Raw genomic sequence first — 26,950 nt, forward strand, 5'->3', positions numbered from 1 at the left:
TCCGATGATACTATCGAGCCTGCGCTTTCGTCCACTCGTGGTGCCGCTGCTTGTTGCAATAAAAAATCCCCGATCTCTGGACCGACGTGTTCCAGCAGATGCCCTCTCACTGCTGCCTCAATCCCTGCCAATGTTTTCACTTGCTCCGGGTCGGTTTCCTCGTATAGCAAGGCGGCAAGGGCACGGGCGTGGGCTTGAATTTGGGCTTTTTTCTCAGGGTCCATAAGCGTGGTTGACCAAAGCAGGAATGCTCAAAGTTTAGCGCGCTCTTTCAAACACAGCTCTAAGCACTTATACTCATCGCAAAAGTGGGATGCACTCTCATTGATATCCCCTGAACCAAGTTATGGATAGACAAGGCAGGGACGATTTTTTGAACTAAAAAATGAAGGATATTGTATTCGATTAAAGATAAGCATTGTGTCTAACTAAATGGCTTATTTTTTAGACAAATCTTTTTGGCTGTTCGTCAAATTTTAATAATTAAATTAGTAAAAGAATTTAAGATTTTCAGCGATCAATTTATCTGATTTTTGATCAATAATTCTTTTTGGCAAATGGCTTGCAAATGATTGGTTGATAGTTATTAAGGGACTTGAATTAGTCGCAGTCTAACGGGGAAAAACCATGCAAAGGATTATTCATTTCAATCTGCTCAAGAGCAGAGGGTCATTGCTCTTGGCAGGGCTGGCTGCTTTTCTTGCAGCAGTCTTCTTGGGAGCGACAATGGTGCCTGCCATTAGTGTTCCAATTCAAAATGTGCTGGTTGGTAACGTGAATGTGGGTAAGGATGCTGCCGTCTTACCTACAGGACAGCTTATTACTCCGACAGCGGCTCCTGGCTCTACCTTTAGCCGACTTGCCACCGGGTTGCGGGCTGATGGTGCAGCAGATGCTAACGGAGGAATTACAACCGCCCTCAGCCCTGACGGGAAAACGCTCCTGGTATTGACCAGTGGCTATAATACGGGCTTTAGAACCGAAAGTGGTCAAAGTATCACCTATCCGGTTCTCGATCCAGTGACTGGCCAGCCTTCCAGCACAACAACTGGAAAAGCTGAGTGGGTATTTGTCTATGATGTCAGTAGCGGCAATCTGGTGAAGCAACAGCAGATTAATTTGCCAAATACCTTTGCTGGCATGGTCTGGGCTCCCGATGGTCAAAAGTTTTACGTTTCGGGAGGGATTGACGATCGGGTTTATGTCTATCGCCGCAATGGCAACACCTTTGTTCCTGATGCCCCCTTTATTCTGTTGGGACATAACTCCAATCAAACCGCACCGCTCCCCTCCTATGACGGGGGCTTACTGAAAGAAACCCCGGCAGCCATTGCTTCCACGGGTGCTGTGGTCGCGGGTCTGGATGTTAGCCGGGATGGTAAAACCCTGGTGGTTGCCAACTTCGAGAATGACTCTATCTCGATCGTGGATACGGCAACCCGCAAGGTGATCAAAGAAGTGAAGTTCTTCGTTCCAGGGAATACGATCGCTACGGGTGAATACCCCTTCTGGGTCCAAATCGTCAGTTCCGACAATGGGGCTGCTGCCAAAGTGTATGTCAGCAGCCAGCGGGACAATGAAGTCATGGTTTACAACTTCAAGCATGATAGCGTTGCTCGCATTCCGGTTGGCAACCAGCCCAATAAGATGCTGCTATCCCCCAATCAACAATTTCTGTTCGTGACCAATGGCAATAGTGACAGCGTTTCTGTCATTAGTACCCAGCTTGATCAAGCCTTGCAGACGTTCCCCCTCTCCCGCCCTGGTGAGAAATATAAAGGATCTAATCCTAATTCCCTGGCCCTCAGCCCCAGCGGCAGTCGGCTCTATGTCACATTAGGTGGCGAGAATGCAGTCGTCGTTGTGGATTTGGGCAACGGGAAAGTCCTGAAGAACGACGAGGACGAACAAGATAAAGGGCTGCTGGATGAACTCTATGAGATCAGCAAGTCTGGAAAAACCCCACCTGTGCTTGGACGGATTCCGACAGCCTGGTATCCCAACGCTGTCACGGTAAGCCAGGACGGCAAAAAACTGTTCGTGGTTAACCTGAAGGGAAATGCAGGGCCTAATCCCGCTGGTGGCCGCACGACTGCCGCAGGCAGAGCACGGAATACAACCTTCCGCAGTGAGTACATTCTGGCACTTCAGAAAGGTGGCATCTCTGTGATTCCCGTGCCCAAGAAGCAAGATCTGGAGGCTTTAAGCAAGCAGGTTGATTTCAACAACGGCTTCATCTTCCGTGACAAAGACGATCGGGTGATGGATGCGTTGAAGGGCAAGATTAAGCATGTTCTCTACATTATTAAAGAGAACCGCACCTACGACCAGGTTCTGGGTGATCTCCCCTTCGGTAATGGGGATCCTCAATTGACCCTCTTCCCAGAAGCCATCACACCGAACCACCACAAACTGGCCAAGGAATATGTCACCTTCGACAACTTCTATGACAGTGGCTCGATTAGTGGCGACGGTTGGGGTTGGTCTACCTTTGGGCGCACCACCGACTACACCGAGAAGACTGTACATGTCCTCTATGGGAACGGTTTCAGCGGTTTAACTTACGACTATGAAGGTAACAACCGCTTTGTCTTACCCGCCCTGCCCAACAGTGCATCCAATCCTTCCCAGACAACGGTGCGGATCACGTCCTTGCTCGACCCAACTGGCAATTCTTCGATTCTGCCGGGGAGTACGGATGTCTCAGCCCCCAGCGGCAACAGTGACTTAAGTCCTAAGGCCAAGGGAGGATATTTGTGGGATACGGCACTGCGAGCAGGTAAAACTGTCCGCATGTATGGTGCTGCCGCCGACCTGAGTGACTTCTACTACGCCAATGTGGGTGGGTGTGATCCTCTGAAGCCCTGTCCGGGTAACCCTCTCTATCTTCCTATCAGCCGCACACCATTCAAGGATGGGCTTCCTCAAGGTGCTGCGAGTAAAGTTGTGCTGTTGGATAAGACCGACCTTTACTTCCGGGGGTATGACCAGAAGCAACCAGAAATCTATTCTTTTGAAGAGTGGAAGCGGGATGTGGAAGCATACAAGAAACAGTATGGTTCCATGCCTAACCTGATGGTGATGGCCTTTGACCATGACCACTTTGGAAGTTTTGGTAGTGCGGTGGCAGGTGTCAATACACCAGAATTGCAAATGGCTGACAATGACTATGCCCTGGGCCTGGTGGTGGAATACCTGAGCCAACAACCCGAATGGAAAGAAACAGCCATTTTCGTGCTGGAAGATGATGCTCAGGATGGTCCCGATCACGTGGATGCCCACCGCTCTCTGGGATACATTATCTCTCCCTATACCAAATTGGGTAAGCTGGTCAGCTCCAACTACAACACGGTCAACATGATCCGGACGATCGAAGATGTCCTGGGTCTGGACTACATTGGCATTACAGATGCGAATGCTCGGGCTATGTCCGACGGTTTCCGCACAAAGCTGGATAAGGCCAGCGTCGCGCCCTATGCCGCGATCGTGCCAGGGAACCTGTGTAAGGCTCCGGTTGACCCAGCTCTGGTTCCTGCCTGCCAGGATCCGAACGCTCTGAAAACGGCTGCCGTTGGATCGCGCCATGATGCCACCTGGTGGGCCAAGGCCACAGAAGGCTTTGACTTCGACCATGTGGATCAGGTGGATTCCGATGGTTTCAACCAGGTTCTATGGTCTGGGATTAAGGGAGAAGAAGTCCCCTATCCCACGGAACGGAGTGGCTTAGATCTGCGTCGTCAGCGCGATCGCCTGCTGCAAGGACAGAATAGCTAACATCTTGTTAGAGGAGGGGTATGGCAGAAATTGCCATGCCCCTTTTATCGCAATTCAACGCGGGTGAAATGATGCAGTATCCCAGGCTAATCTTCTCTGTTGTGTTGTCAAGTGTTGTTGGTTTACAGCCAGTTGCTTTTGCAGAGCCGCAAAAGTTTCCTTCAATCAGTCAACAGCCTGACATCAGTGGAACCGAGGCTAATGATCCACTCTGTTACATCATTACCAGTAACGGAAGGACTACTGATCTGACCCGGTTATGTGGATCTAAGCCAAGGGGAACAGTGAACGATCGTCCCACCAATAACTCTAATGCTGCCAGTACTAATAGTGTTGAGAAAACCAGCCGAGCTCAAACTCAAGTAGGCCCTTCCCCCCTCGGGCTGCTCCCCGTCCCTCGATTGAATCTGAGGAACAACCGGGATACACAGTTGGAAGATTATCGGTGATTCAAAGGTTATTTCTGATATCGGAGAAGCATCAACTTTAGCCGATCTTGACCTTAAAAATCACCATTGCTTCAGGGGCAAATTTCCATTGTTTACCTGCAATACAAATGATTCAATCCCAAACAAAATTACTACACCAAATATATAAAATGCAATTCATCTGTCGCTATTATTTCTCTCTTTTCCCCTTGCTCAATCGCATCTTTTTCCAGGCTGATAAGCCAACGATTAAAGGGATTGACTGTCAATCGGCTGCTTAACCTTTTCTTCTTATAATCCCTGTATTATCAACTCTTGTCCGGTGATTAATCAAGGTTTGTTTGTGCTTATTTTCCTCCGTGCATTAACACTTAAGTACGGTAGTAAGAGTAATCACAAACGTGAAAATCATCCAATCATTAGGTGACTAAAATGGGTTTGCTCAAGCGTTTTAGACCTCTTAGAGATCAACGCTCCCTGTTTATCATGGGTGTCGTCGCTTTCTTCTCTGTGGTGGCATTAGGCATCACAGCACTACCGTCAATTAGTTTCCCTCCATCTAATATCCCGGTGAGTAATTTGCCCAATCAGGTTGCAGTTTTACCTACAGGCAAAGTTGTGACTCCAACCGCTGCTCCCGGTTCGAAATTCAACCCGCTATCAACTGGATTACGCAGTGATGGCAATGCAGATGCCAACGGTGCTGTTGCAACAGCGGTTAGCCCAGATGGCAAAACCATGCTGGTATTGACCAGTGGCTATAACCTGAACTTCAGGAATGAAACAACAGGGGCCAACCTGACCTACCCGGTGCTCGATCCTGTCACAGGCCAGCCAAGTTCCGTAACAACCAGAAAGGCGGAATGGGTCTTTGTTTACGACATCAGCTCGGAGCAGTTGGTTAAGCAGCAACAGATTAATATTCCCAATACCTATAACGGAATTGCCTGGGCACCCGATGGGAAGCGGTTCTATGTGTCTGGTGGTATCGACGATCGCATTTATGTCTATCGTCAGGAGGGCAATACCTTCGTGCCCGACGCACCATTCATCCTGCTCGGTCATAACTCCAATCAAACAGCCCCATTTCCTGCTTACGACGGCGGTTTGCTGAACGGCACACCCGCTGACACCGCTTCTGGTGGTCTGGTGGTTACGGGTGCGGCTGTGGCTGGACTGGATGTGAGCAAAGATGGTAAGACCCTGGTGGCTGCTAACTTTGAAAATGATTCCATCTCCGTTGTAGATACAGCTTCCCGAAAAGTAACTCAGGAAATTAAGTTCTTCACTCCAGGGAGCCCTGTAGCTACAGGCGAATTTCCTTTCTGGGTTACTGTTGTCAGTAACAAGAATGGGGCTGCTACCAAAGCCTATGTCACCAGTCAGCGAGATGATGAAGTGCTGTCGGTCAATCTGGCTACTGCTGCGATCGTGCGGATTCCTGTGGGTGAGCAACCGAATAAACTCCTGCTCTCCAAAAACCAGTCTCGCCTGTACGTTGCCAATGGGAATAGTGACACGGTCTCGGTGATTAATACTGGCACAGATAAGGTTGTGCAAACAATCTCGCTTTCACGACCGGGCGATCGCTATCGGGGTGCCATTCCCAACTCTCTGGCTTTCAGTTCCGATGAAAGAGCTTTGTTTGTCACTCTGGGTGGTGAAAATGCCGTCGCTGTTGTGGATCTAGGTCCACAGAAAGAGAAAGACAACGATAACGACAAGGAAAAAGGGTTGCTGGACGAGTTATTCAAGTTTGGCAAACCTGAGAAACCGGCCAAGGTTGTTGGACGGATTCCAACGGGTTGGTATCCCAACTCTGTGAGTCTCAATGCCAAAGGGAACCGACTCTATGTAGTGAATGCGAAAAGTAATGCAGGCCCTAACCCCAGCAATGGCCGTACAACTGCCGCAGGTCAGGCGCGGAATACGACCTTCCGGAACGAGTACAACTGGGCTTTAGAGAAGGCAGGTATCTCGACGATTCCCGTTCCCTCTAGCTTCAAGGTTCTCGATGCTCTGAGCCGTCTGGTGGATCTAAACAATGGGTTTGATCAGCGGGGCAAAGAAGACTTCATGATGAAGTTCTTAGGGCACAAGATCAAGCACGTTGTTTACGTGGTTAAAGAAAATCGTACCTATGACCAGATTCTGGGCGATCTGCCAGTAGGTAATGGAGATCCAGCATTGACCTTGCTGCCTCAGCCTATTTCTCCCAACCATCACAAACTGGCCCTGGATTACGTCACACTGGACAACTTCTATGACAGTGGTGAATCCAGCGGTGTGGGTTGGAACTGGTCAACCTATGCCGCTACCACGGATTACACCGAAAAGCATCAATCCGTCCTGTATGGAAATGCTGGGTTTAACGGCTTAACCTACGACTACGAAGGCACAACTCGGAACATCAATCCCGGCTTACCCCAAACCTCAAGTCAGCCCTCTCCGATTACTGTTCGAGTAACTGGACTGCTTGATCCGTCAGGACAGTCTTCCATTCTGCCCGGTAGCAAGGATGTGAATGGCCCGGCTGGCAGTGGCAATTGGAACCCGAATGTTGTTGGTGGCTACCTGTGGGATGCCGCCCTAAGAGCTGGTAAGACAGTTCGCAACTACGGATTTTACATCGATCTGGCTTACTATAATACTTCCTCTGGTCAGGTTGATCCGACCAAGCCCGATCCGGCCAACCCCCTCTATCTGCCCATCTCGCCGACTCCTTTTGCCAGCAAGATTCCTCAAGCCCCCCCAACCGTTCTGCTGGACAAGACTGATATTTACTTCCGGGGCTATGACATGAAGAATGCCGACATCTACTTATTTAACGAGTGGTTGCGGGATGTGAATGTCAATGGGTTGCCTAGCCTATCTCTGGTTCGGTTTCCCCACGACCACTTTGGTAACTTTGGTAATGCAGTTGCCGGATTAAGAACGGTTGAAACCCAGATGGCCGATAACGATTATGCCGTTGGGTTGCTGGTGGAAACCCTGAGTAAGCGTCCGGAATGGAAAGAAACGGCTGTCTTCATCATTGAGGATGACTGCCAGGATGGTCCTGACCATGTGGATTCTCATCGATCGATCGCCTATATCATCTCGCCCTACACCAAGCGGAAGGCAGTGGTCAGCACCCGGTACACAACCGTTGACTTCGTCCGAACCATAGAAGACCTACTGGGAATTGGCTATCTAGGTCTGAATGATGCCAACGCCAATCCCATGTCTGATGTCTTCACCAAGAATGCCAACCTGACACCTTATCAGTCGGTTGTCCCAGGCATTCTGTGTAAGGCTCCAGTTGATCCGGCGCTGGTTCCTGCCTGCCAGGATCCCAACGCACCTAAGACGGCGGCTGTGCAGTCTCGCCATGATGGCGACTGGTGGGCCAATGCAACACAGGAATTCTACTTTGGTGTAGAAGACAGATTGGATGAGGAAAAGTTCAATCGGGTGTTGTGGTCGGGTGTCAAGGGTGATGGTGCTCCTTACCCAACTGAGCGCAGTGGTCAAGACTTGAGCCAGGAACGGGAGAAGCTATTGGCCAATTGGCATAATAGCTAATTCGCAATAGGGTCACTTTTGGCGCAATCAAGGCTGCTAATCAAGTCAAGGTAGGGGTTGCATAACCCCTACCTTTGTAAAAACTCCCAGTTATCCTGGTGAATTATGCAAACGCACTTTTATCAGATTCTCCTTCTGACAGTGGTTTTTTCTGGATTCACTCATCAGAAATCCCTCAGCCTGCCTACGGTTTCTGCACCAGCTCCGCCTCTGGATGAGCAAAATCGAGACCTCAATCAACCGGTCTGTTACCTGCAGACCAGTAGTGGAACGATTGTGAATCTAGAACAACTGTGCGGCACAACCTTTAAGGATAGTCAAGGCAATCAACCCACCTCTAATAGGGTTCAATCTGCCAGCAGCGGATCTCCACCTGATAGCAACTTTAATCCAGGTGCTTTTGGAGCCAATAGAGCCTATGCCCAGGATGTTCCGCAGTGAGGAAGTATTACATGCAATGTCTGTACGGGGCTTTGTTGGTCGTTCTGAATAATTAAGGATGAATTAATATGTTGAAGCAAATTGCACAACTTGCAGTTTCAGGTCTCTTGTTGGGTACGATCGTCAGTTGCACAGCCAACCCGCCTGCTCAGGATAATGCCTCTCAACAGGCGAATGCCCAGGGCTCAACTGCTCCAAAAGGTCAGACCAAAAAGCTGACGGTTTACTCCGGGCGAGATGAGAAAATCATGGCTCCCCTGATTGAGAAGGCAAAACAGGACCTAAAAATGGACATCGAGGTCCGTTATGGAGATTCGACTGAATTGGCGATCGCGCTGACGGAAGAAGGGGCGAAAAGTCCAGCAGATGTCTTCTATTCCCAGGATTCTGGGGCCTTGGGTGCAGTGGCCAAAAATAACCTGACAGCGCAACTCCCTGATACCTTACTGAAACTGGTAGATGAGCAGTTTCGCTCCCCTGAGGGCAATTGGATCGGGATTTCTGGGCGGGCTCGTGTGATTGACTACAACACCAAACTCATTAAGCCCAGCGAACTCCCTGCCAGTGTGATGCAGTTAACCGATCCCAAGTGGCGCGGTAAAGTCGGTTGGGCTCCCACCAATGGGTCCTTCCAGACTTTTGTTAGCGCCATGCGAGTGCTGGAGGGAGAGACTAAAACCCTGGCATGGTTGAAGGCGATGAAGGCCAATGGTGCGAAGAGTTACGAGGGAAATACGGCCATTGTAGAAGCTCTGGGTCGAGGAGAAATTTCCCTGGGGCTTGTGAATAACTACTATCTATATCGCTTCAAAACTAAGGATGCCAACTTCCCCGTGGCCCTTCATCATACGCAGGGTGATGCAGGAGCGTTGATCAATGTGGCGGGTCTGGCTGTTTTGAAAACAACGGATCAATCCAGTGATGCTGAACAGTTTGTTGCCTATATGTTGAAGCCGGAAATCCAGCAATTTATTACACAACAGTTCTACGAGTATCCCCTGGTAAAAGGGATTCCAGTGGCCCAGCAGCAATTGCCCCTAGATCAGTTGAAAGCTCCTAAACTGGATTTGAAAAAATTGGATGACTTGAAAGGAACCCAAAAGTTGATTCAGGAAGCAGGTCTTTTGTAAGACTCAAGCTGTATAAATATGCTTTAAATTGTCATATTCCTGATCCTCTGCCTTCAGAAATCCACGAACGGTCCCGCAATGCACAAGCTCCCTCTATTTCTTGTGGCTACAGTAGCACTGCCTGCAGTAGCGATTATCTTGCCTCTTGCCTATTTGATTCTCCGCACGCTCAGCGTCAGTGGCGATCAATTAGTCGCGCTGATTCTGCGCCATCGCACGATCGAGATCATTCTGAATAGCGCTGGGCTGGCAATCATCACTCCTCTCTGTGCAACCTGCATTGCGGTGCCGATCGCGTTCCTGACCACAAGGACTGATTTACCCTGGCGACGATTCTGGTTAATTACCACGATTCTGCCTCTGGCAGTTCCGGATTATGTTATTTGCTTTGCCCTGATTGCAACTTTTGGGCCTAAAGGTAGCCTGCTGCAACACCTCGTCGAGCCTCTGGGGATTGAGGTTTTGCCAGAAATTTATGGCTGGCATGGGGCGATTCTGGCCCTAACGCTCATTACCTATCCCTATCTCCTCTTGAGCGTACAGGCGGGGTTGCAACGGATGAATCCTTCTCTGGAAGAAGCGGCGCAAAGTCTGGGCCATGGTCCTTATGCCCGCTTCTTTCGCATTATTCTGCCCCAACTCAGTCCCTTCCTGGCTACAGGGGGATTAATCGTCGCCATGTATGCCCTGCAGGATTTTAGTGCAGCCACATTGATGCGTTTTGATGCCTTTACGCGAGCTATCTTCATCCAGTACCGTTACACCTACGATCGCTACCAGCCCGCAGTGCTGGCTTTGCTCCTGGTGGGACTGATGATGTCATTTTTGTGGCTGGAACATCGGGTGCGATCGCGGGCCGCTTTTTTCACCCGAACGTCTACCCTCTGCTACACCCAGCCCCTGATTCACCTGGGATGTTGGAAACTGCCAGCTCTGCTATTTTGTTTGGTGGTTGTCCTGCTGGGTCTGGTTCTTCCCATAGGCGTAACCCTGTTCTGGTTTATTCAGGGCTTGACCCATCAGGGTTGGTCTTACGATATGTCTCCATTTTCTAAATTGATGGAACTGACCTGGCATTCGATTTGGGCAGCAGGCTGGGCAGCAGTTGTTTCCACCCTGTGCGGTCTGTCGGTGGGCATTCTGGCTGTGCGCTTCCCGCATGGGTTGACCACCCTGATCGAGCGTTGTAGCTACATTGGGTTTGGCTTGCCGGGGGTTGTCGTCGCTTTTTCGATCGTCTACTGGGGGGCAAACTATGCGCCGTCCTTTTACCAGACCCTGCCCATGCTAGTCTTCGCTTATCTGGTGATGTTTCTGCCCCAATCCGTGGGGACGATTCGCAGTTCTCTTTTACAGGTGAACCCACAACTGGAAGACTCAGCCCGCAGCCTGGGGAGGAATGCCTGGCAGACCTTCAAGGAAGTGACCTTACCGCTGATTGCGCCAGGAGTTTTGAGTGGTGCCGTGTTAGTATTTCTCACAGCCCTGAAGGAATTACCTGCAACCTTACTGCTAGCCCCGATCGGCTTTAATACCCTATCGGTCCACATTTGGAAATCAACGGAGAGCGTTTCTTACAGTGATGCGGCGGCTGGGGCACTGCTGATGCTCATGATTTCGCTGGGTCTAACCTTACCGCTGTTGTCTCAAAATAATTTGAAGGAATTACCTGCCGATACCATTCGATTAAGGGATTTTGATTAGGAGTGGCCTGGTGATTTTGCATCTAGAGAACATCATACTACAATACCCCCATACCGAAATTCCAGCAGTGGCAGGGGTGACCTTAACACTGGAAACGGGCACCATTATGGGATTGTTGGGGCCATCAGGTTGCGGCAAAACAACCTTGCTTAGGGTGATTGCCGGATTTGAGCGATCGCAGGCAGGTAGTGTGATGATTGCAGGGCGGCTGGTTGCGGGTCGAAATACCTGGATACCCGCTGAGCAACGCCAGGTTGGTGTGGTCTTTCAAGAGTATGCTTTGTTCCCCCATCTCACGATCGCTGAGAACATTGCCTTTGGGTTAAAAGCAGTCAGTCGGAGCAATCAGCAGCAAAGAGTGGCTCAACTGCTGGCAATCATTGAATTGGAAGGGCTAGAACACCGTTATCCCTATGAACTATCCGGTGGACAGCAGCAAAGAGTGGCCTTGGCTCGCGCTCTGGCTCCTCAACCCAGGTTGATTCTGTTAGACGAGCCCATGAGTAATCTGGATGTGCATGTCCGGTTGAGATTACGGGAAGAGTTGTTGGAGGTTCTCAAAACCACAGAAACTTCAGCCATTTTTGTCACCCATGACCAGCAGGAAGCATTGTCGATCGCAGATCAGATTGCAGTCATGCACCAGGGAAAGTTGGAGCAGATTGGCACCCCTGAAGAAATTTATACCCAGCCAGCTTCCCGTTTTGTGGCTGAGTTTGTAACTCAAGCTAATTTTATCTCGGCCTATCGCCATGGTGATTATTGGGAAACAGAAGTGGGTTGTTTTGATACCACCCTGCCCTGTTTAATTCATTCATCGATAAACTCTGGGGTTGCGGAGCTGGTCATTCGCGAGGAAGATTGGATTCTGCAACCAGATCCTGATGCATCAGTTATTGTCAGAACTCGACATTTTTTAGGCCGGGAATATCGCTACTGTTTGGAAACATTATCCGGCAGAAAAATATACGCCCGTACATCCCTTGACGTTGCTTTGTCCCCAACCACCCCAGTTCGGCTTCTAATTAACCGTTTATAAATAAATAACCTCAGAAGTTTGAGTCAAGGCATCCATCTGGCTCCAACTTTCCTCTTCCTGAAAGATTTTAGGAGGGAAATCAGGTTTACTCTCCCATTCCAGATTTGAAAAATTTTTCTGGATGATGCTGATTCTGCCAGAAATCTGGGTTCTATAAGTAGAATGCATCGCAATGAAATGTCACAAATGCCGGACATGTAGAGGAAAAGCTGTGAATCTAAGAAGCAAAATCATTTCCGGATACGTTTTGGCTCTGGGGATTGCTGTTATCGGAACTACTGCAGGCTTAGGGATCGGGAATCACTATGGCAGGCAAGCCATCGTAGCCAGAGAACAGGCTTCCAGCATTCAAAGGCTACTCAGTAACCTGGAGGTTGACATTTTGACAAATCGACCCGCAAAAGAGTTATCCCCCTACCTCCAGCAACAAGAGGCTTTTCGCCGCAACGCCACCGAAATTACTCAACGGCTGGCAAACATTGAAGCTTCTCTATCCAGACATAACGCCGCTCTCCCCTCTTCAACCCTGTCTGAGCTGCAACCGGCGCTGGAAAAGGGTGAAAAAACCGTGACCCAATACATGCAAAAATTTCAGACCAGTGTTGCCCAGATTGACCGGTTGATTGGTGCGGGGCAGATTGCAGAAGCCCGGCAGGTCTTACTGGCCCTGGTTGGCAGCCAGGAATTCTCCCAATTTATCGGGCTGGCAGACCAGTTAAGACGGTTCAATCCGGTTGTAGCCCAACAAGAAGATATGGCGAAAGCAGCCCTGGAGCGATCGGAAGTGCTGAGAAATCAGATCACAATCACGGGCTTACTGTTATCCATTGCGATCGCCGCTTTACTCTCTCTCTATCTCAGTCAGGCGATTACCCGTCCCATCAAGACCTTGACCCAAGTGGCACAACAGGTCACAGAGACATCCAACTTTGAGTTGCAGGTCCCCATCACCACGCAAGATGAGGTAGGCATCCTGACCCATTCCCTGAATCATCTGATTCAATCGGTCAGACAACTCCTCCAGGAAAAACAGGTGGCGGCAGCCCATCTGGTTCAAACCGAAAAAATGTCCAGCCTGGGACAACTGGTTGCCGGTGTTGCCCATGAAATCAATAATCCAGTTAACTTTATTCACGGCAATCTGGCCCATGCTGATGAATACACCCAGGATTTACTCGGATTGGTGCGTCTGTATCGACAGCATTACCCCGACCCACCGCTGCTGATTCAGGAGACGATCGAGGCGATTGATCTGGACTTCCTGACCGATGACTTGACCAAGCTCCTGGAATCCATGCGGGTTGGGACCGATCGGATTCACGAGATCGTGAAATCCCTGCGCAACTTCTCGCGTCTGGATGAAGCAGAGATCAAGGAAGTTAATTTGCATGAGGGTATTGATAATACGTTGACAATTTTGCATTATCGGTTGAAAGCAAGAGCCGATCGAGCAGGGATTCAGGTGATCAAAAACTATGGCGATTTGCCCTTGGTTGAGTGCTATGCAGGGCAGTTGAATCAGGTGTTTATGAATATCCTCTCCAACGCGATCGATGCCTTAGAGAGCCACCAGCCATCACCAGATTCTCCTCTCAAGATTCAAATTACAACTCAGGTGCTGGAGCAGGATTGGGCTTTAATTCAAATTACTGATAATGGTCCAGGCATGAATGAGAACGTTCGCACCCGGTTGTTCGATCCATTTTTCACCACGAAACCTGTCGGTAAGGGCACTGGATTGGGGCTATCGATCAGCCATCAGGTTGTCACGGAGAAGCACGGGGGTATTCTGGAATGTTACTCTGAACCCAATCAGGGCGCTGAATTCAGGATTAAAATTCCCATCCAGCAATTCCCTTCAGGTTCCAAACTGGTGGGCAGGGCACAACTTGCTTTACAGCCCGGTTGAGGGAATGTTTGAACCGCCCAGGTTCTGTGGCTTCAGCAACTCAGTTGCAGCTATTAGAACAAAATGGGCCTGTGCTGCTTCCAGACCAGGTTACTTGGTGGATGCTTCGAATTTGGTGGTCGGTTGATCCAAGCGGATGGCCTGTTCCAGAGCTGCCCTTTCCTGGGCTCGCTGGACGTAGGGTTGTAACTGTTCCGGGGTGCAGCCACAGAGAATACTCAAACTATCCGGTGTCATTCCCCGCATCAGCATCTCCACGCGCCAGGTCTGCTGAGCCTGTTCGAGTTCAGGGGGCTGTCCCATGGGAGTCCGGATCTCGGCAGTAATCTCCTGCCAGCGAAAACGCATCTCAACCTCAGACAGGGGATGGCCATTTTCATTAATAAAAAGAGCAGGTTGGCTGTCCTTACGGGTTTTGAGCCATTGGGTCAGGGGATTGTTCGGGTAGGAGCCATAGCGATATCCCATAATCCATTGGTTCAGGGGAACCTGGCGGATCGCCCCCTGGGAGATTTGCAGGACATGCTGTTGAGCATCATAAATCGCCTGTGATCGCTGGAGATTAGCCACCTCCCCCGCACTAAGACCTGTCCCAAACAGCACGTAAACCAGGGCATAGTTTTGGACTCCGGACTTACGGGCTTGTTGCAGGATCGCTCGCACCACTGGAGCAGGTAAATCCAGCACCTTGGACGCCAGATTGGCCTCCACCCGAAGCAACCCATTGGAGGGACGAGGCGCAAGATCGCTGGCTGCGTCAGGCAGAAATAGCAGCACCAGATCTTTAATGAACTCCTCCCGATTGGGCCAGAGATAATGAAATTCCGTCGTAAACTCAACCACGGCATAACCCAGCAAGAGCGTGTTGAGTAACCCAGCCAGTTTGGGGGCCGTCAAGGAAGACTGCACCTGATCCCTGGCCATCACAGTCGCCAGATATTGGGTCGTGTAGTGATGGATCTGGGTCAACCCACGCCCGATCGCCTCCCGATTCTCAACCGGATAGTGACCTGCCTCCCCCACCAGCGATCGGACAAATTCTGGGATTTGCTCCAGAGCCTGTAAATGGCCCTGGGCATAAGCCTGTAACGCGGGGGCATATCCAGTGATCTGATGGGCCTGCCTGCCCAGGGCTTCTCCCAATTGGGTAAACACTTCAGCTTCCTCCAGCACGGCAAGAAGCAAGCCATGCTTGCTCCCAAAACGGCGGAACAGGGTGACTTCATTCACTCCAGCCAGATCAGCAATCTGCCGAGTCGTTGTTTCTGTAACGCCCTGGCTAGCGAATAGCTGTAGTGCTGCCTCCACTAGCCGTTGTCGAGCAGATTTGTGTTGTGCGGCCATAGGAATAATTGCAAGTTGCACTTGCATTTTAGTTGAGAACTTGTTACGGTGGTCAATGTAAGTATTACTTGCATCCGATGTCATCTTCCGACGTCATGGATTGAGACTGGACGAACTGGAGATGGGGCAGCTCTGAATCAGGCAGTAACCAGGATGCAGGTTTTCAAATAAGGAAGGTTTATGACTTCAAATATCTCAAATACTGGTTCGACATCCTCTGAGTTGCCGCCTCTAGACTGGGTGAGTGTGGGCTTTTTTGGAGTTATTCACGCTATAGCGTTCACAGCTCCTCTGTTCTTTTCCTGGTCTGCTCTGGGAGTGATGGTTATCCTGCACTGGTTGTTTGGTAGTGTGGGGATCTGTCTGGCCTATCATCGGCTACTGACCCACCGGAGTCTCCAGGTGCCCCAGTGGTTAGAGTATATCCTGGCCACGATCGGGGCGATGGCGTTGCAGGGAGGTCCAATCTTCTGGGTTGCCGGACACCGTCAGCATCACTTGCATACGGAAGACAGGGATAAGGATCCCTATGCAGCCAGTCGGGGCTTCTGGTGGAGCCACATGCTCTGGCTGTTTTATCCTCGCCAGGAGTTTTTCGATCGAGAAACCTATCGCAAGTTCGCGCCTGATCTGGCCCGTGACCCCTATTATAACTGGCTCGATCGCTACTTCCTCTTACTGCAACTTCCCCTGGGTCTGCTGCTGTACGCCCTGGGAGGGTGGTCCTTTGTCATCTACGGCATGTTCCTGCGCGCCGTATCCCTCTGGCACAGTACCTGGCTGATTAACTCAGCCACCCATGCCTGGGGTAACCGCACTTTTCATGTCGAAGATAGCTCTCGCAATCTCTGGTGGGCTGCCATTCTGACCTATGGTGAAGGCTGGCACAATAATCACCATGCCTATCCCAATGTCGCCAAGGCTGGCTGGAAATGGTGGCAGTTGGATATGACCTGGTGGGTAATCAAGGGATTGGCTGTTATGGGGCTGGCTCGGCGCATTATTCTTCCCCCAACCGAAGCCATCAGCGAACTTTGACATTGCCTGGAATTCTGTGTCGCTGTGTGTCGCTTTATTGCCATTGACACACAAACCCACTGCAGAGAAACAGGCTCCGCTAAAATTCCTTCTGTCTCAATCTGATGGTTAAGGGGTGTCCCATGGGACACCCCTATCCTGGTTCTAATCAATTCTTAAAAGTTGATGGTTAAGGGGGAACTTGCCTTCCTCTCTAGGCCTATCAGTTATAACAATGCAGTAGAGAAGGGAAGCATGGGGGAATTTAAGCGTATTGGCATTCTGACCAGTGGAGGGGATTGTGCGGGTCTGAATGCGGTGATTCGGGCAGTCGTGTTGCGGGCTGTGGGGTCTTATAACTGGGAAGTTCTGGGAATTCGGCAGGCAACCCAGGGATTGATGGTGGATCCGCCTCAGGCAACCGTGCTGACGCCAGAGCGGGTGGATGCGTTATTGACGATCGGAGGGACCGTCCTAGGAACCACCAATAAGGGCAACCCCTTTGCCTTTCCCATGCCGGATGGCAGTCTTCTCGATCGCTCCCAGGAGATTATCAATGGCTACCGTAAGCTGGGTCTGGATGCCCTGATTGGGATTGGGGGCGACGGGAGCATGGCCATTTTGCAGCAACTGGCCCGTCAGGGCAACTGGAATCTGGTGGCCATTCCCAAAACTATTGATAACGATGTTGGGATCACAGAGCACTCGATCGGCTTTGATACGGCAGTGAATACGGCAACCGAAGCCCTGGACCGGCTACACTTTACAGCCGCCAGCCATAGTCGAGTCATGATCCTGGAGGTGATGGGGCGGGATGCGGGCCATATTGCCATCAGTGCCGGGATTGCCGGGGGGGCAGATGTGATTCTAATTCCGGAAATTCCCTACAGCCTGGAAAATGTTTGTGCCAAGGTTGCCGAACGCCAGGAGCAGGGCAAGAATTACTCCCTGGTGGTGATTTCGGAAGCGGTCCGGACGGAGGATGGGGAAGTGGTGACCAACACCAACCGTCTGGGCCAGTGCCGCCTTGGAGGGATTGGGGAATATCTGGCTGACCAGATCTCAGCTTGCAGTGGCGCAGAGACGCGGGTAACGGTCCTGGGGCATGTGCAGCGGGGTGGGGCTCCCTCGCCCCTGGATCGGCTGGTGGCTTCAGCCTTCGGGGTGGCTGCGGTCGATCTGATTGCAGAAGGCAAATATGATCATATGGTGACCTGGCAGAACCGGCAGGTGGTCAGTGTGCCAATTCAGGATGCGATCGCCCAGTATAGTGCGGTGGATCCGAAGGGAACATTGGTGAAAACGGCCAGAGGCATGGGAATCTACCTGGGGGATTGATCGAGAAGACTGTTGTCGGTCTCCCTTAAGCTTCGATAGACTCTGGACAGTACAAGATTGCTACGGGATCGACTATGACCCCTCCGCCTCCCCGCCGACCTCAGACCTTCCTGAATGCGGTCACCCAGGCAGTGCAGACCATGCAGGCCCGGATTGATTTTTCCAAACTGCGGTTGAAGCCTGGTGCCAGAGCGCCAGAACTATGGGTGCAGGAAGCGGATGCTCCCCAGGCCCAGGTGTATCCCCTCTTGGGCGATCGCTACACCCTGGGACGCAGCTCCAAATCCTGCGATATTGTGGTGCGGAACCCAGTGGTCAGCCAGGTTCACCTTTCCCTAGAGCGCGATCGACGGCGGCGCACCCCCTTCGTGATTCGGGATGAGCAGTCCACCAATGGGATTTATCGGGGCAAACGGCGGATTGCCAGTAAGGTGGTGCGTCATGGGGACATTTTCACCCTGGGACCACCGGAACTGGCTCAGGCCGTGCGTATCCAGTATGTCGATCCCCCACCCTGGTATAAACGGGCGATCCATTACGGGCTGTATGGGGTGTCAGGGCTGAGTGCGATCGTTGCGGTGCTGCTGCTGCTCGAATGGGGTAAAATCTCCGTCTATCCCCTGCCTACAACGGTGCAGGGACCCGTGGTGGTTTATTCTCGGGATCAAATTCCCTTGCGTCCCCCCCGCAATGATAGCCATCGGGAGATGGAAAAGCTCTCCGGCTACTCCCCTTACCTGCCAATGGCAGTGATCGCGTCGGAAGATACTCGGTTTTACTGGCATCTGGGGGTGGACCCGATCGGCATCCTGCGGGCTATGGTGACTAATATCACAACCAAAGAACTACGGGAGGGAGCCAGCACCCTGACCCAGCAGGTAGCCCGCAGCCTGTTCCGAGACTATGTGGGTACAGAGGATTCTGCTGGGCGCAAATTGCGAGAGGCCCTAGTGGCTCTGAAGCTGGAAATGCTCTATGGCAAGGACACGATTCTCCTGGCTTATCTGAATCGGGTCTACCTGGGCAGTGGCAATTATGGGTTTGAAGATGCGGCCCAGTATTACTTTGGCAAGTCTGCCAAGGACCTGGATATCTCAGAAGCGGCCACCCTGGCCGGAATCCTCCCCGCACCCAACACCTTCAATCCGATTCGAAATTACAATGCCGCGATCGAATACCGGGATCGGGTGATCAACCGGATGGCCGAGATGGGCATGATCACCCAGGAGGAAGCCCAGCGTGCCCGCCGCTCCCGGGTGGAGATCAATCCCAAAGCCCGCCAGGAACTGGAGAGCACGATCGCGCCCTACTTCTACGACTATGTTTTCGACGAGTTGCAGCAATTGCTGGGGGAGCAACTGGCTCGCGAAGGAAACTTTATTGTCGAAACCAGCCTGGACCCGAAATTTCAGAAACAGGCAGAAGCAGCTTTAGACAATACCGTAGCTTCAACTGGAGCCAGCTATAACTTTTCCCAGGGGGCGATCGTCACCCTCAACTTCAAAACGGGCGAAATCCTGGCCCTGGTGGGTGGGGTGAATTACAAGCAGAGCCAGTTTAACCGGGCAACCCAGGCCCAGCGTCAACCCGGCTCAACCTTCAAAATGTTCACCTATACGGCGGCCCTGGAACAGGGGGTTTCACCCAATGCCACCTATTCCTGTGCATCGATGACCTGGGAGGGACAATTTTTTGAGGGGTGTGGGTCAGGAACTGTTGACCTGACAACCGGGGTGGCCCGATCGATCAACATTGTGGCTCTGCGGGTTGCCCGTGAAATTGGCCTCGATCGGGTCATAGACATGGCTCACCGTTTGGGCATTCGCTCTAAGCTGAATCCGGTACCGGGGCTGACCCTGGGCCAGAGTGAAGTCACGGTGCTGGAACTCACAGGAGCCTATGGCACCCTGGCCAATAGTGGGGTAAGGCAAACTCCCCATGCGATCAGCCGGATTCTGGACAGTGGAGACTGTGCAGACCCCCAAAAGCCCAGCACCTGTCGGGTGATCTTCAGGCAGGATAATCAGGCAGGCCCCCCCGTGCTGCAACCGGAGATCGCAAACACCATGACGAACCTGTTACAGGGGGTGATCAGGGGGGGGACAGGTCGATCGGCCTACCTGGGTTTGGGAGAAGCGGGCAAAACCGGCACCACCAACGACAACGTGGACTTATGGTTTGTGGGTTATATTCCCAACCTGTCTCTGGTGACGGGCGTCTGGTTAGGTAATGATAACAATTCGCCCACCTCTGGCAGCAGTGCCCAGGCCGCCCAACTCTGGGGAGATTATATGGGTCGGGCGACTCGTTAAGGATGGGCAACTCGCAGAGGCGCGGAGAGGGCTTTCTTAGCCCTCCGGATCTTTGTGCCCCTGCAGTTCAGTCTCCACAATTTCTCTACATTTCATTGTTACGTTGACGGATGAAGCATAGAGTGATTTGCCTGCTCACATCCCGAACAAGACAATTCCATGAAGTTACCTCAACACCTCTTTTGCCAAAGGGTTGCCTGTTTTCACTTGCATTCTATTCTTGCCCGATCGATCCCATTGATTCTTCTTACCCTCATCCCCTCGATGGTATCGGGATGTGTAGGACCCTCCACAACCGTAAAGTCCCCACCCGTTTCCCAGGCAGAATCGGCCCAGGAGAAGCCTGTTTTGCGAATTGGGGTGTTGCCGACCCAGAGTAAAGCCGAGCAGTAAAAAATGATTGCCCCCCTAGATGCCTACCTGGAAAAGGCGTTGGGGCAACCGGTGGAGTTTCTGATCGCGACAAGCTACAAAGATGTCGTCGGTATGATGCTCAAGGGCAAAGTGGATAGGGCTTACAGCAACTGCGGATTCAACTAAACCTGGCAATGGAGGGCAGCAAATGAAAATTTCAACCAAGTTTCTGAGCGTTTCGGCAGCCTTGGTGGGAGCGATCTCCCTTTTATCCGGTGGTGGCACGCTCTGGAGCAACTATGCCGAAGGGATTGCTCTGAAAAAGTATACGCAAGCAAAACGCCGGATTGAATTAACTACCTTGGTGCAAAACCAGTTACTCAAAGAGATTCTCATCGTCAAAGACCATATCCTGTTCCGCAGTACCAGCTTAGAAAAAGAAGCGGAAGAAGATGTAAATTTAGATGCATTGCTAGAAGAATTAAAATCTCTAGTGCCCACTCCAGAAGTTGAGGCAATTTATCAGCGCGTTCAAAGCTTTGAGGACATCGAGGAAAACTTAATTGAGTCGATCAGCAAAAACTCGCCAGGCTCCGCCGCCACGATCCCCAATCTCCAGCAGGATTTCCGCACCATCAACAAGATTGAACGCGACATCAACTCCTTGTTAGAAAGACTAGAGGAGCAATCCAAGCAGCAGGTCGAGCAAAGCGAGCAAGCGTTGCAGCAGGTGCGCCAGATTAGTGCGAACCTCTCTTATATCACCATTGCGCTGCTGATCTTAATGGTGTTTGGTCTGTTTTGGCTGATTTTGCGCCCCATAGTTCAATCCCTCAAAAAACTTCAAGAAGGATCAGCGATCATTGGCTCAGGGGACTTGTCCTACCGACTAAATCTTCGTACCAAGGATGAGATCGAGCAACTGGCCAATGCCTTTAATCAGATGACGGCCAGGCTGGCAGAGTCCTATGTGGCCAGGGAAACCGCAGAGGTGGCTAACCTGGCCAAGAGTGAATTCCTGGCGAACATGAACCATGAATTGCGCACTCCCCTAAATGGTATTCTGGGCTACGCGCAAATCCTGCAGCGAGATCCGGAGACTACCCCCAAACAACTGAATGGGGTGAATGTGATCTACAAATGTGGTTCCCATCTGCTCACCCTGATCAACGACATCTTGGATCTATCCAAGCTGGAAGTGCAAAAAATGGAACTCTATCCCCAGGATTTCCATGTTGCAAACTTTCTCACCACAACCGTGGAAATTTGCCGCATTAGAGCCGAACAAAAAGGTGTTAAGTTTCAGTATCAGCCTTCTTCCCAACTCCCCACAGCTATCCATGCGGATGACAAACGTCTGCGTCAGGTTCTGCTCAATCTGCTCAGCAATGCGGTCAAGTTTACAGATGCCGGTACAGTGACCTTCCAGGTTGAGGTGATGGGCAAATCGAAGACTTCAGAATCGCAGCAGATGACTAGAATCCGTTTTCTAGTTAAGGATACAGGGATTGGAATTCCTTCAAATAAGTTGAAGACAATCTTTCTGCCCTTTGAACAGGCGAACAAGCGCGATCGCCAAACGGAAGGAACGGGCCTGGGTCTGGCCATCAGTCAACAAATTGTCCAAATGATGGGGAGTGAAATTCAGGTTCAGAGCACTCTGGGTCAGGGCAGTAGCTTCTGGTTTGAAGTGGATTTACCCAACGCCACGGATTGGGCAGTTCACTCGGAGTGGTCCCACAGCCGTATTGTTGGCTATCAGGGCGAACGACGCAAAATCCTGGTGGTGGATGATCATGAGGAAAACCGGCTGGTGGTGCTAAATATGCTGGAGCCCCTGGGGTTCAAAGTGGTTGAGGCGAATAACGGCCAGGCCGGATTCAACCAGGCGATCGAGATGCGCCCGGATTTGATCATCACCGATGTGGTCATGGCAGAAATGGATGGTCTGGAAATGACCCGGCGGTTGCGCCAAATCCCGGACTTTGCCCACCTGCCGATTATTGCCTCTCCGGCCAGCCTGTCTCAGGTGGATGTTCAGGACAGTTTGGATGCGGGTTGCAATAGTTTCTTTCCCAAGCCGATCGAGTTCATGGGCTTGCTCGGTGAATTGCAACGGTATCTGGGGGTGCAATGGATTTATGAAACTGAGCAGGAACCCGCGATCGCCGCTGCAACCGAAACCCTGGAATGGGTAGTTCCACCTACCGCAGAACTGAAAGTGCTCCATGAAGCAGCCCAGGGAGGCTTTATGACGGATGTGCAGCAGGAGGCAAACCGGCTCAAACAACTGGCTCCCCAATATACCTCCTTTGCCAACAAAGTCCTGGAGTTGAGCCAGCAGTTCGATGACGAAGCAATTATAAATCTGATTGAGCAATACATCTAAGGAGGGCTTCTCTATGCCAGTTGATGCAACGACCCAAAGCACTATTCTTGTCGTGGATGATAACCCGACGAACATTCAAGTGTTGTTTGATGTGTTGAGCGAAAATGGTTATCGAGTTGCGATCGCGAAAAGTGGGGAAGCGGCACTCCAGCGCTTACAAGCCTATCAGCCTGACCTGATTTTGCTGGATGTGATGATGCCCGGCATCGACGGGTTTCAAACCTGTGAGCGGCTCAAGGCAGATCCCACCACCCAGGATATTCCGGTCATTTTCATGACGGCCCTCTCCGATGCCGTTGATAAGGTCAGAGGGCTCAGTCTGGGAGCCGTAGACTATATCACCAAACCCATTCAGCACGAGGAAGCTCTGGCCCGGATCCGGGTACATCTACAGTTGCGCACTTTGACTAAAACCCTGGAGGAACGGGTGGCTGAGCGCACGGCTGACCTGACCCAAACCTGTAATGTGCTGAGACAAACGCAGCTCCAACTGGTGCAAAGTGAGAAAATGTCGTCCTTGGGCCAACTGGTGGCTGGAATTGCCCATGAAATCAATAATCCCGTGAATTTCATTTACGGCAACCTGACTCCAGCTCAGGAACATGCCCGTGATCTATTCGCCCTGTTTGACCTCTACCAGGAATGCTATCCCCAACCTGAGGCTAAAATTCAAACCTGGATGGAAGAATACGATCTGGAATTCCTGCGGGAAGATTTGCCGAAGGTGCTCACGTCCATGCAGGTGGGGGCCGATCGCATTCGTCAGTTGGTGCTGTCCCTGCGAAATTTCTCCCGTCTGGATGAAGCGGAACTGAAGCCCGTGAATATCCATGAAGGCATCGACAGCACCCTGCTGATCCTGCAGTATCGCCTCAAGGCCAGACCTGACCACCCCGGTATTCAGGTGATCCGCAATTATGGGCAATTGCCTTCGGTGGAGTGTTTTTCCAGCCAGATGAATCAGGTGTTCATGAATATCCTCAGCAATGCGATCGATACCCTGGAAGAACGGGATCAACGCCGGAGTTATGCAGAGATCAAGGATAATCCCAGCATCATTCAGATTCGCACTGAGCTGTTACCCAATCACCAGATGGCGATCGCCATTGCAGATAATGGGGTAGGCATCAGTGAAGAGGTTCAATCCAGAATCTTTGATCCGTTTTTCACCACCAAACCGATCGGTAAGGGCACTGGGCTGGGGCTGTCCATCAGCCATCAGATTGTGACAGAGAAGCACCATGGCAAACTGTATTGTCATTCCACACCGGGTCAGGGCACAGAGTTTGTGATTGAGGTGCCCCTGTGTCAGGTTACCTGCCAGGTGGCTTAACCCATAAGTCTCCTTCTGGGGCGCAACCGCCGCTGCAGACAGTCATACGGGAGAATGTGTTCTAAGTTGAGCGTTGCCAGAGTATCATGCAACTACCGATTATGATTCCTTATTTCCCAACAGGTCTCATGACCAATGCCCCATTGATCATGAGCTGAGGTACAGTAAATTCAATAAAACTTGATACGGCGAATTTTGACTCAGAACACGACTTCCCTCCCATCAACTTTAATTGTTGCGGGCTTTCATGCCCTCTCCGATCCGCTGCGGTTGCAAGTGCTTGAACTGCTTCGCGATCGAGAACTGTGCGTTTGCGACCTCTGTGAGGCCCTGACCGTGACCCAATCGAAGCTTTCTTTCCATCTCAAGACTTTGAAAGCCGCCCAGTTGGTACAATCCCGCCAGGAAGGTCGCTGGATCTACTATCGCCTCAATTTGCCCCAATTTGTAGAACTGGAGCAGTATCTAGCCGAGTATCGCCGCTTCAGCCAGATACTCCCGGCCCGGATCTGCCGTAAAGATCGGTAATCCATCAATTTTTCTTAATCTATCTTATTGAGCTTGCCAACTTTATGGCTTGACAAATCAACTTAATTTGAAATGATAAGAAAGTCCTCTGATTGATCTTCATCGGGTTGGCCTTTTTATGATGGTTGTAAAATTACGCCCAGGATTTGGGACAGTTTCGGTCTGTCTGGTCATCGTTGCTTTGGGGCTGACGGCTTGTGGTGGACAAAATGATCCAAACCGCAGGACCCAGAATTCCCCAGAATCAGAAGTGACTCGATCGGCAGAGTCCCGTGGAAAAATTTTGATTGACGGGTCCAGTACGGTCTATCCCATCTCCAACGAGATCGCAAAGGAATATCTCAAAACGAGTGCCAAGGCAGTTGGGATTGAGGTCAAATTCTCCGGCACTTCGGGCGGATTCAAAAAGTTTTGTGCTGGTGAGATAGACATCAGCAATGCCTCCCGGCCAATTCTGTCGGCAGAGGTGGCTGCCTGTGTTAAATCTGGTGTGGCTTTCATTGAACTGCCGGTTGCCTTTGATGCTTTGACGATCGTGGTTAATCCCCAAAACACCTGGGCTCAAGACCTGACGATGGCCGAGCTGAAAAAAATGTGGGAGCCCGCAGCCGAGGGCAAGATCAAGAGCTGGAAGCAGATCCGGGAATCCTTTCCAGATCAGCCCCTGAAATTGTTTGGGGCAGGGAAAGATTCGGGTACTTTTGACTATTTCAACGACGTAACTAACGGGGATGCCAGTGCCAGCCGCAGCGATTACTCTGGCAGCGAAGATGACGCCGACACCGTCAGAGGGGTGGAAAGCGATAAGGGAGCGCTTGGTTATTTTGGGTTTGCCTACTACGAGGAAAACCAGGCTCGATTGAAGGCGCTGGCGATCGATAACGGTAAGGGGGCTGTTTTGCCTTCCCGTGAAGCTGTGGAAAAAGCAACCTATCAGCCCTTCTCCCGCCCCCTCTTCATTTATGTCAATGCCAAGACTGCTCAAGACAATCCAGAGCTGAAGGCTTTTGTAGAGTACTACCTGTCCCATGCTGGACGAGCCTCCAAGACCGTTGGTTATATTCCCCTACCCAACGAAGCCTATCGCCTCGCGACGGCTCAATTCACGCGAGGTAAGGTTGGCACTGTATTTGAGGGAGTACCCCAACCCAATGTCACCCTGGCGGAATTGCTGCGGAGACAGGCTGTGTTTGAAGCATCAGGGGTCAAAACTCAACCGTAATTGAGCCATCGCTGTTACGAATCTTTTCTGAAGTTCACTAAGTTATCGATGTCGCAACAACTTCCTGTCAAGCAACTGTCCTTCCTGGACCGATTTCTCACCCTGTGGATTTTCCTGGCCATGGCGATCGGGGTGGGAATCGGTTATTTCTATCCGGCTGTGGATGCCGTCATCAATCAGTTTCAAGTTGGGACCACCAATATCCCGATCGCGATCGGGCTGATTCTGATGATGTATCCGCCTCTGGCGAAGGTGCGCTACGAAGAACTGGGGGATGTTTTCCGCAATGGCAAAATCCTGGGTCTGTCCCTGGTGCAGAACTGGATCATCGGCCCCGCCCTCATGTTTTTGCTAGCCATCACCTTTTTGCACAACTATCCGGAATATATGGTGGGGCTGATTCTGATTGGATTAGCCCGTTGCATTGCCATGGTGGTGGTCTGGAGTGATCTGGCGCAGGGCAATACAGAATATACGGCTGGTCTGGTGGCGTTTAACAGCATCTTCCAGGTGATTTTCTATAGTCCCTATGCTTGGTTCTTCCTGGCAGTTCTCCCGCCCCTGTTTGGGCTGAAAAGCAGTGTGGTCAACATCAGCATTGCAGAGATTGCCCAGAGTGTCTTCATCTACTTGGGGATTCCGTTCCTGGCTGGTTTTTTTACCCGCTTTTTCCTAGTGAAAGTGAAGAGCAGACAGTGGTATCACGAGGAGTTCATTCCTAAAATTAGCCCCATCACCCTGATTGCGTTGCTGTTCACGATCGTAGTCATGTTCAGCCTGAAAGGAAGCCTGATCGTCCAGATTCCTCTGGATGTGGTGCGGATTGCAATACCGCTGATCATCTATTTCTTCATCATGTTTCTGGTCAGTTTTTACATGGCCTGGCGGATTAAAACAGACTATTCCAGGGCTGCCAGTGTGGCATTTACAGCAGCAGGTAATAATTTTGAACTGGCCATTGCAGTCGCGGTAGCTGTATTTGGCATTAATTCAGGGGCTGCATTTGCAGCAGTAGTGGGTCCTCTGGTGGAGGTACCTGTGCTGATCAGTTTGGTGAATGTGGCTTTCTGGCTTCAACGCCGCTATTTCCCAGACGTGGAATCAAAAATATTGTAATTGCATCC

17 protein-coding genes and 1 pseudogene are annotated in these 26,950 nt (G+C 51.1%); 16 read left to right on the top strand and 2 right to left on the bottom strand.

Annotation, left to right across the window (positions count from 1 at the left end; genetic code table 11):
* A pseudogene (locus BST81_RS21240) lies at positions 1–224 on the bottom strand (ISKra4 family transposase); the annotation flags it as partial.
* A gap of 403 nt (positions 225–627) precedes the next feature.
* Between BST81_RS21240 and BST81_RS28960 the strand changes: the two are divergent.
* The 7 genes from BST81_RS28960 to BST81_RS21280 all read left to right on the top strand — a co-directional run bounded on the left by BST81_RS28960 (position 628) and on the right by BST81_RS21280 (position 13,989).
* Positions 628–3,774, top strand: a complete 3,147-nt coding sequence (locus tag BST81_RS28960; protein WP_143780446.1) for a bifunctional YncE family protein/alkaline phosphatase family protein — start codon at positions 628–630, stop codon at positions 3,772–3,774.
* Between the two features lie 914 nt (positions 3,775–4,688).
* Positions 4,689–7,766 carry a PD40 domain-containing protein gene (locus BST81_RS21255; RefSeq protein WP_083636989.1) on the top strand — a complete coding sequence of 1,026 codons (3,078 nt, stop codon included), beginning with the start codon at positions 4,689–4,691 and terminating at the stop codon, positions 7,764–7,766.
* 105 nt (positions 7,767–7,871) lie between these two features.
* Entirely contained in the window at positions 7,872–8,207 is a 336-nt protein-coding gene (locus tag BST81_RS21260) for a hypothetical protein (RefSeq protein WP_075600525.1), read from the top strand.
* Positions 8,208–8,275: 68 nt separating this feature from the next.
* Positions 8,276–9,337, top strand: a complete 1,062-nt coding sequence (locus BST81_RS21265; RefSeq protein ID WP_083636990.1) for an iron ABC transporter substrate-binding protein — start codon at positions 8,276–8,278, stop codon at positions 9,335–9,337.
* Positions 9,338–9,439: 102 nt separating this feature from the next.
* Entirely contained in the window at positions 9,440–11,041 is a 1,602-nt protein-coding gene (locus BST81_RS21270; protein WP_253188421.1) for an iron ABC transporter permease, read from the top strand.
* A gap of 10 nt (positions 11,042–11,051) precedes the next feature.
* The gene (locus tag BST81_RS21275) at positions 11,052–12,080 is read left to right on the top strand and encodes an ABC transporter ATP-binding protein (RefSeq protein ID WP_253188422.1); all 1,029 of its coding nucleotides are present in this window, start codon (positions 11,052–11,054) and stop codon (positions 12,078–12,080) included.
* A gap of 211 nt (positions 12,081–12,291) precedes the next feature.
* Positions 12,292–13,989 (top strand): ATP-binding protein, encoded by a 1,698-nt coding sequence (locus BST81_RS21280; protein WP_171974821.1) that lies wholly within the window; start codon positions 12,292–12,294, stop codon positions 13,987–13,989.
* 90 nt (positions 13,990–14,079) lie between these two features.
* Here BST81_RS21280 and BST81_RS21285 read toward each other — a convergent pair whose 3' ends face one another.
* A complete protein-coding gene (locus tag BST81_RS21285; RefSeq protein WP_075600528.1) occupies positions 14,080–15,333 on the bottom strand; it encodes a TetR family transcriptional regulator in 1,254 nt (417 codons plus the stop codon).
* A gap of 180 nt (positions 15,334–15,513) precedes the next feature.
* Between BST81_RS21285 and BST81_RS21290 the strand changes: the two genes are divergently transcribed.
* The 9 genes from BST81_RS21290 (at position 15,514) to arsB (ending at position 26,942) form a co-directional block, all read left to right on the top strand.
* Positions 15,514–16,371, top strand: coding sequence for a fatty acid desaturase (locus BST81_RS21290; RefSeq protein WP_075600529.1), 858 nt, complete (start codon positions 15,514–15,516; stop codon positions 16,369–16,371).
* 234 nt (positions 16,372–16,605) lie between these two features.
* Complete coding sequence (locus tag BST81_RS21295; RefSeq protein ID WP_075600530.1) at positions 16,606–17,688, top strand: ATP-dependent 6-phosphofructokinase; 1,083 nt, start codon at positions 16,606–16,608, stop codon at positions 17,686–17,688.
* 74 nt (positions 17,689–17,762) lie between these two features.
* Positions 17,763–20,000: a PBP1A family penicillin-binding protein gene (locus BST81_RS21300; RefSeq protein WP_075600531.1), complete on the top strand. Its 2,238-nt coding sequence runs from the start codon at positions 17,763–17,765 to the stop codon at positions 19,998–20,000.
* 396 nt (positions 20,001–20,396) lie between these two features.
* Entirely contained in the window at positions 20,397–20,540 is a 144-nt protein-coding gene (locus tag BST81_RS21305) for a PhnD/SsuA/transferrin family substrate-binding protein (RefSeq protein WP_083636991.1), read from the top strand.
* A 22-nt stretch (positions 20,541–20,562) separates the two neighbouring features.
* Positions 20,563–22,743, top strand: a complete 2,181-nt coding sequence (locus BST81_RS21310; RefSeq protein ID WP_075600532.1) for an ATP-binding protein — start codon at positions 20,563–20,565, stop codon at positions 22,741–22,743.
* A gap of 13 nt (positions 22,744–22,756) precedes the next feature.
* Positions 22,757–24,076 carry a response regulator gene (locus BST81_RS21315; protein WP_075600533.1) on the top strand — a complete coding sequence of 440 codons (1,320 nt, stop codon included), beginning with the start codon at positions 22,757–22,759 and terminating at the stop codon, positions 24,074–24,076.
* A 195-nt stretch (positions 24,077–24,271) separates the two neighbouring features.
* Entirely contained in the window at positions 24,272–24,604 is a 333-nt protein-coding gene (locus BST81_RS21320) for a metalloregulator ArsR/SmtB family transcription factor (protein WP_143780447.1), read from the top strand.
* Positions 24,605–24,722: 118 nt separating this feature from the next.
* Complete coding sequence (locus BST81_RS21325; RefSeq protein WP_253188423.1) at positions 24,723–25,826, top strand: PstS family phosphate ABC transporter substrate-binding protein; 1,104 nt, start codon at positions 24,723–24,725, stop codon at positions 25,824–25,826.
* A gap of 48 nt (positions 25,827–25,874) precedes the next feature.
* Complete coding sequence (gene arsB, locus BST81_RS21330) at positions 25,875–26,942, top strand: ACR3 family arsenite efflux transporter (RefSeq protein ID WP_075600600.1); 1,068 nt, start codon at positions 25,875–25,877, stop codon at positions 26,940–26,942.
* Positions 26,943–26,950: the final 8 nt, after the last annotated feature.

The organism is Leptolyngbya sp. 'hensonii' (assembly GCF_001939115.1).
Classification (GTDB): domain Bacteria; phylum Cyanobacteriota; class Cyanobacteriia.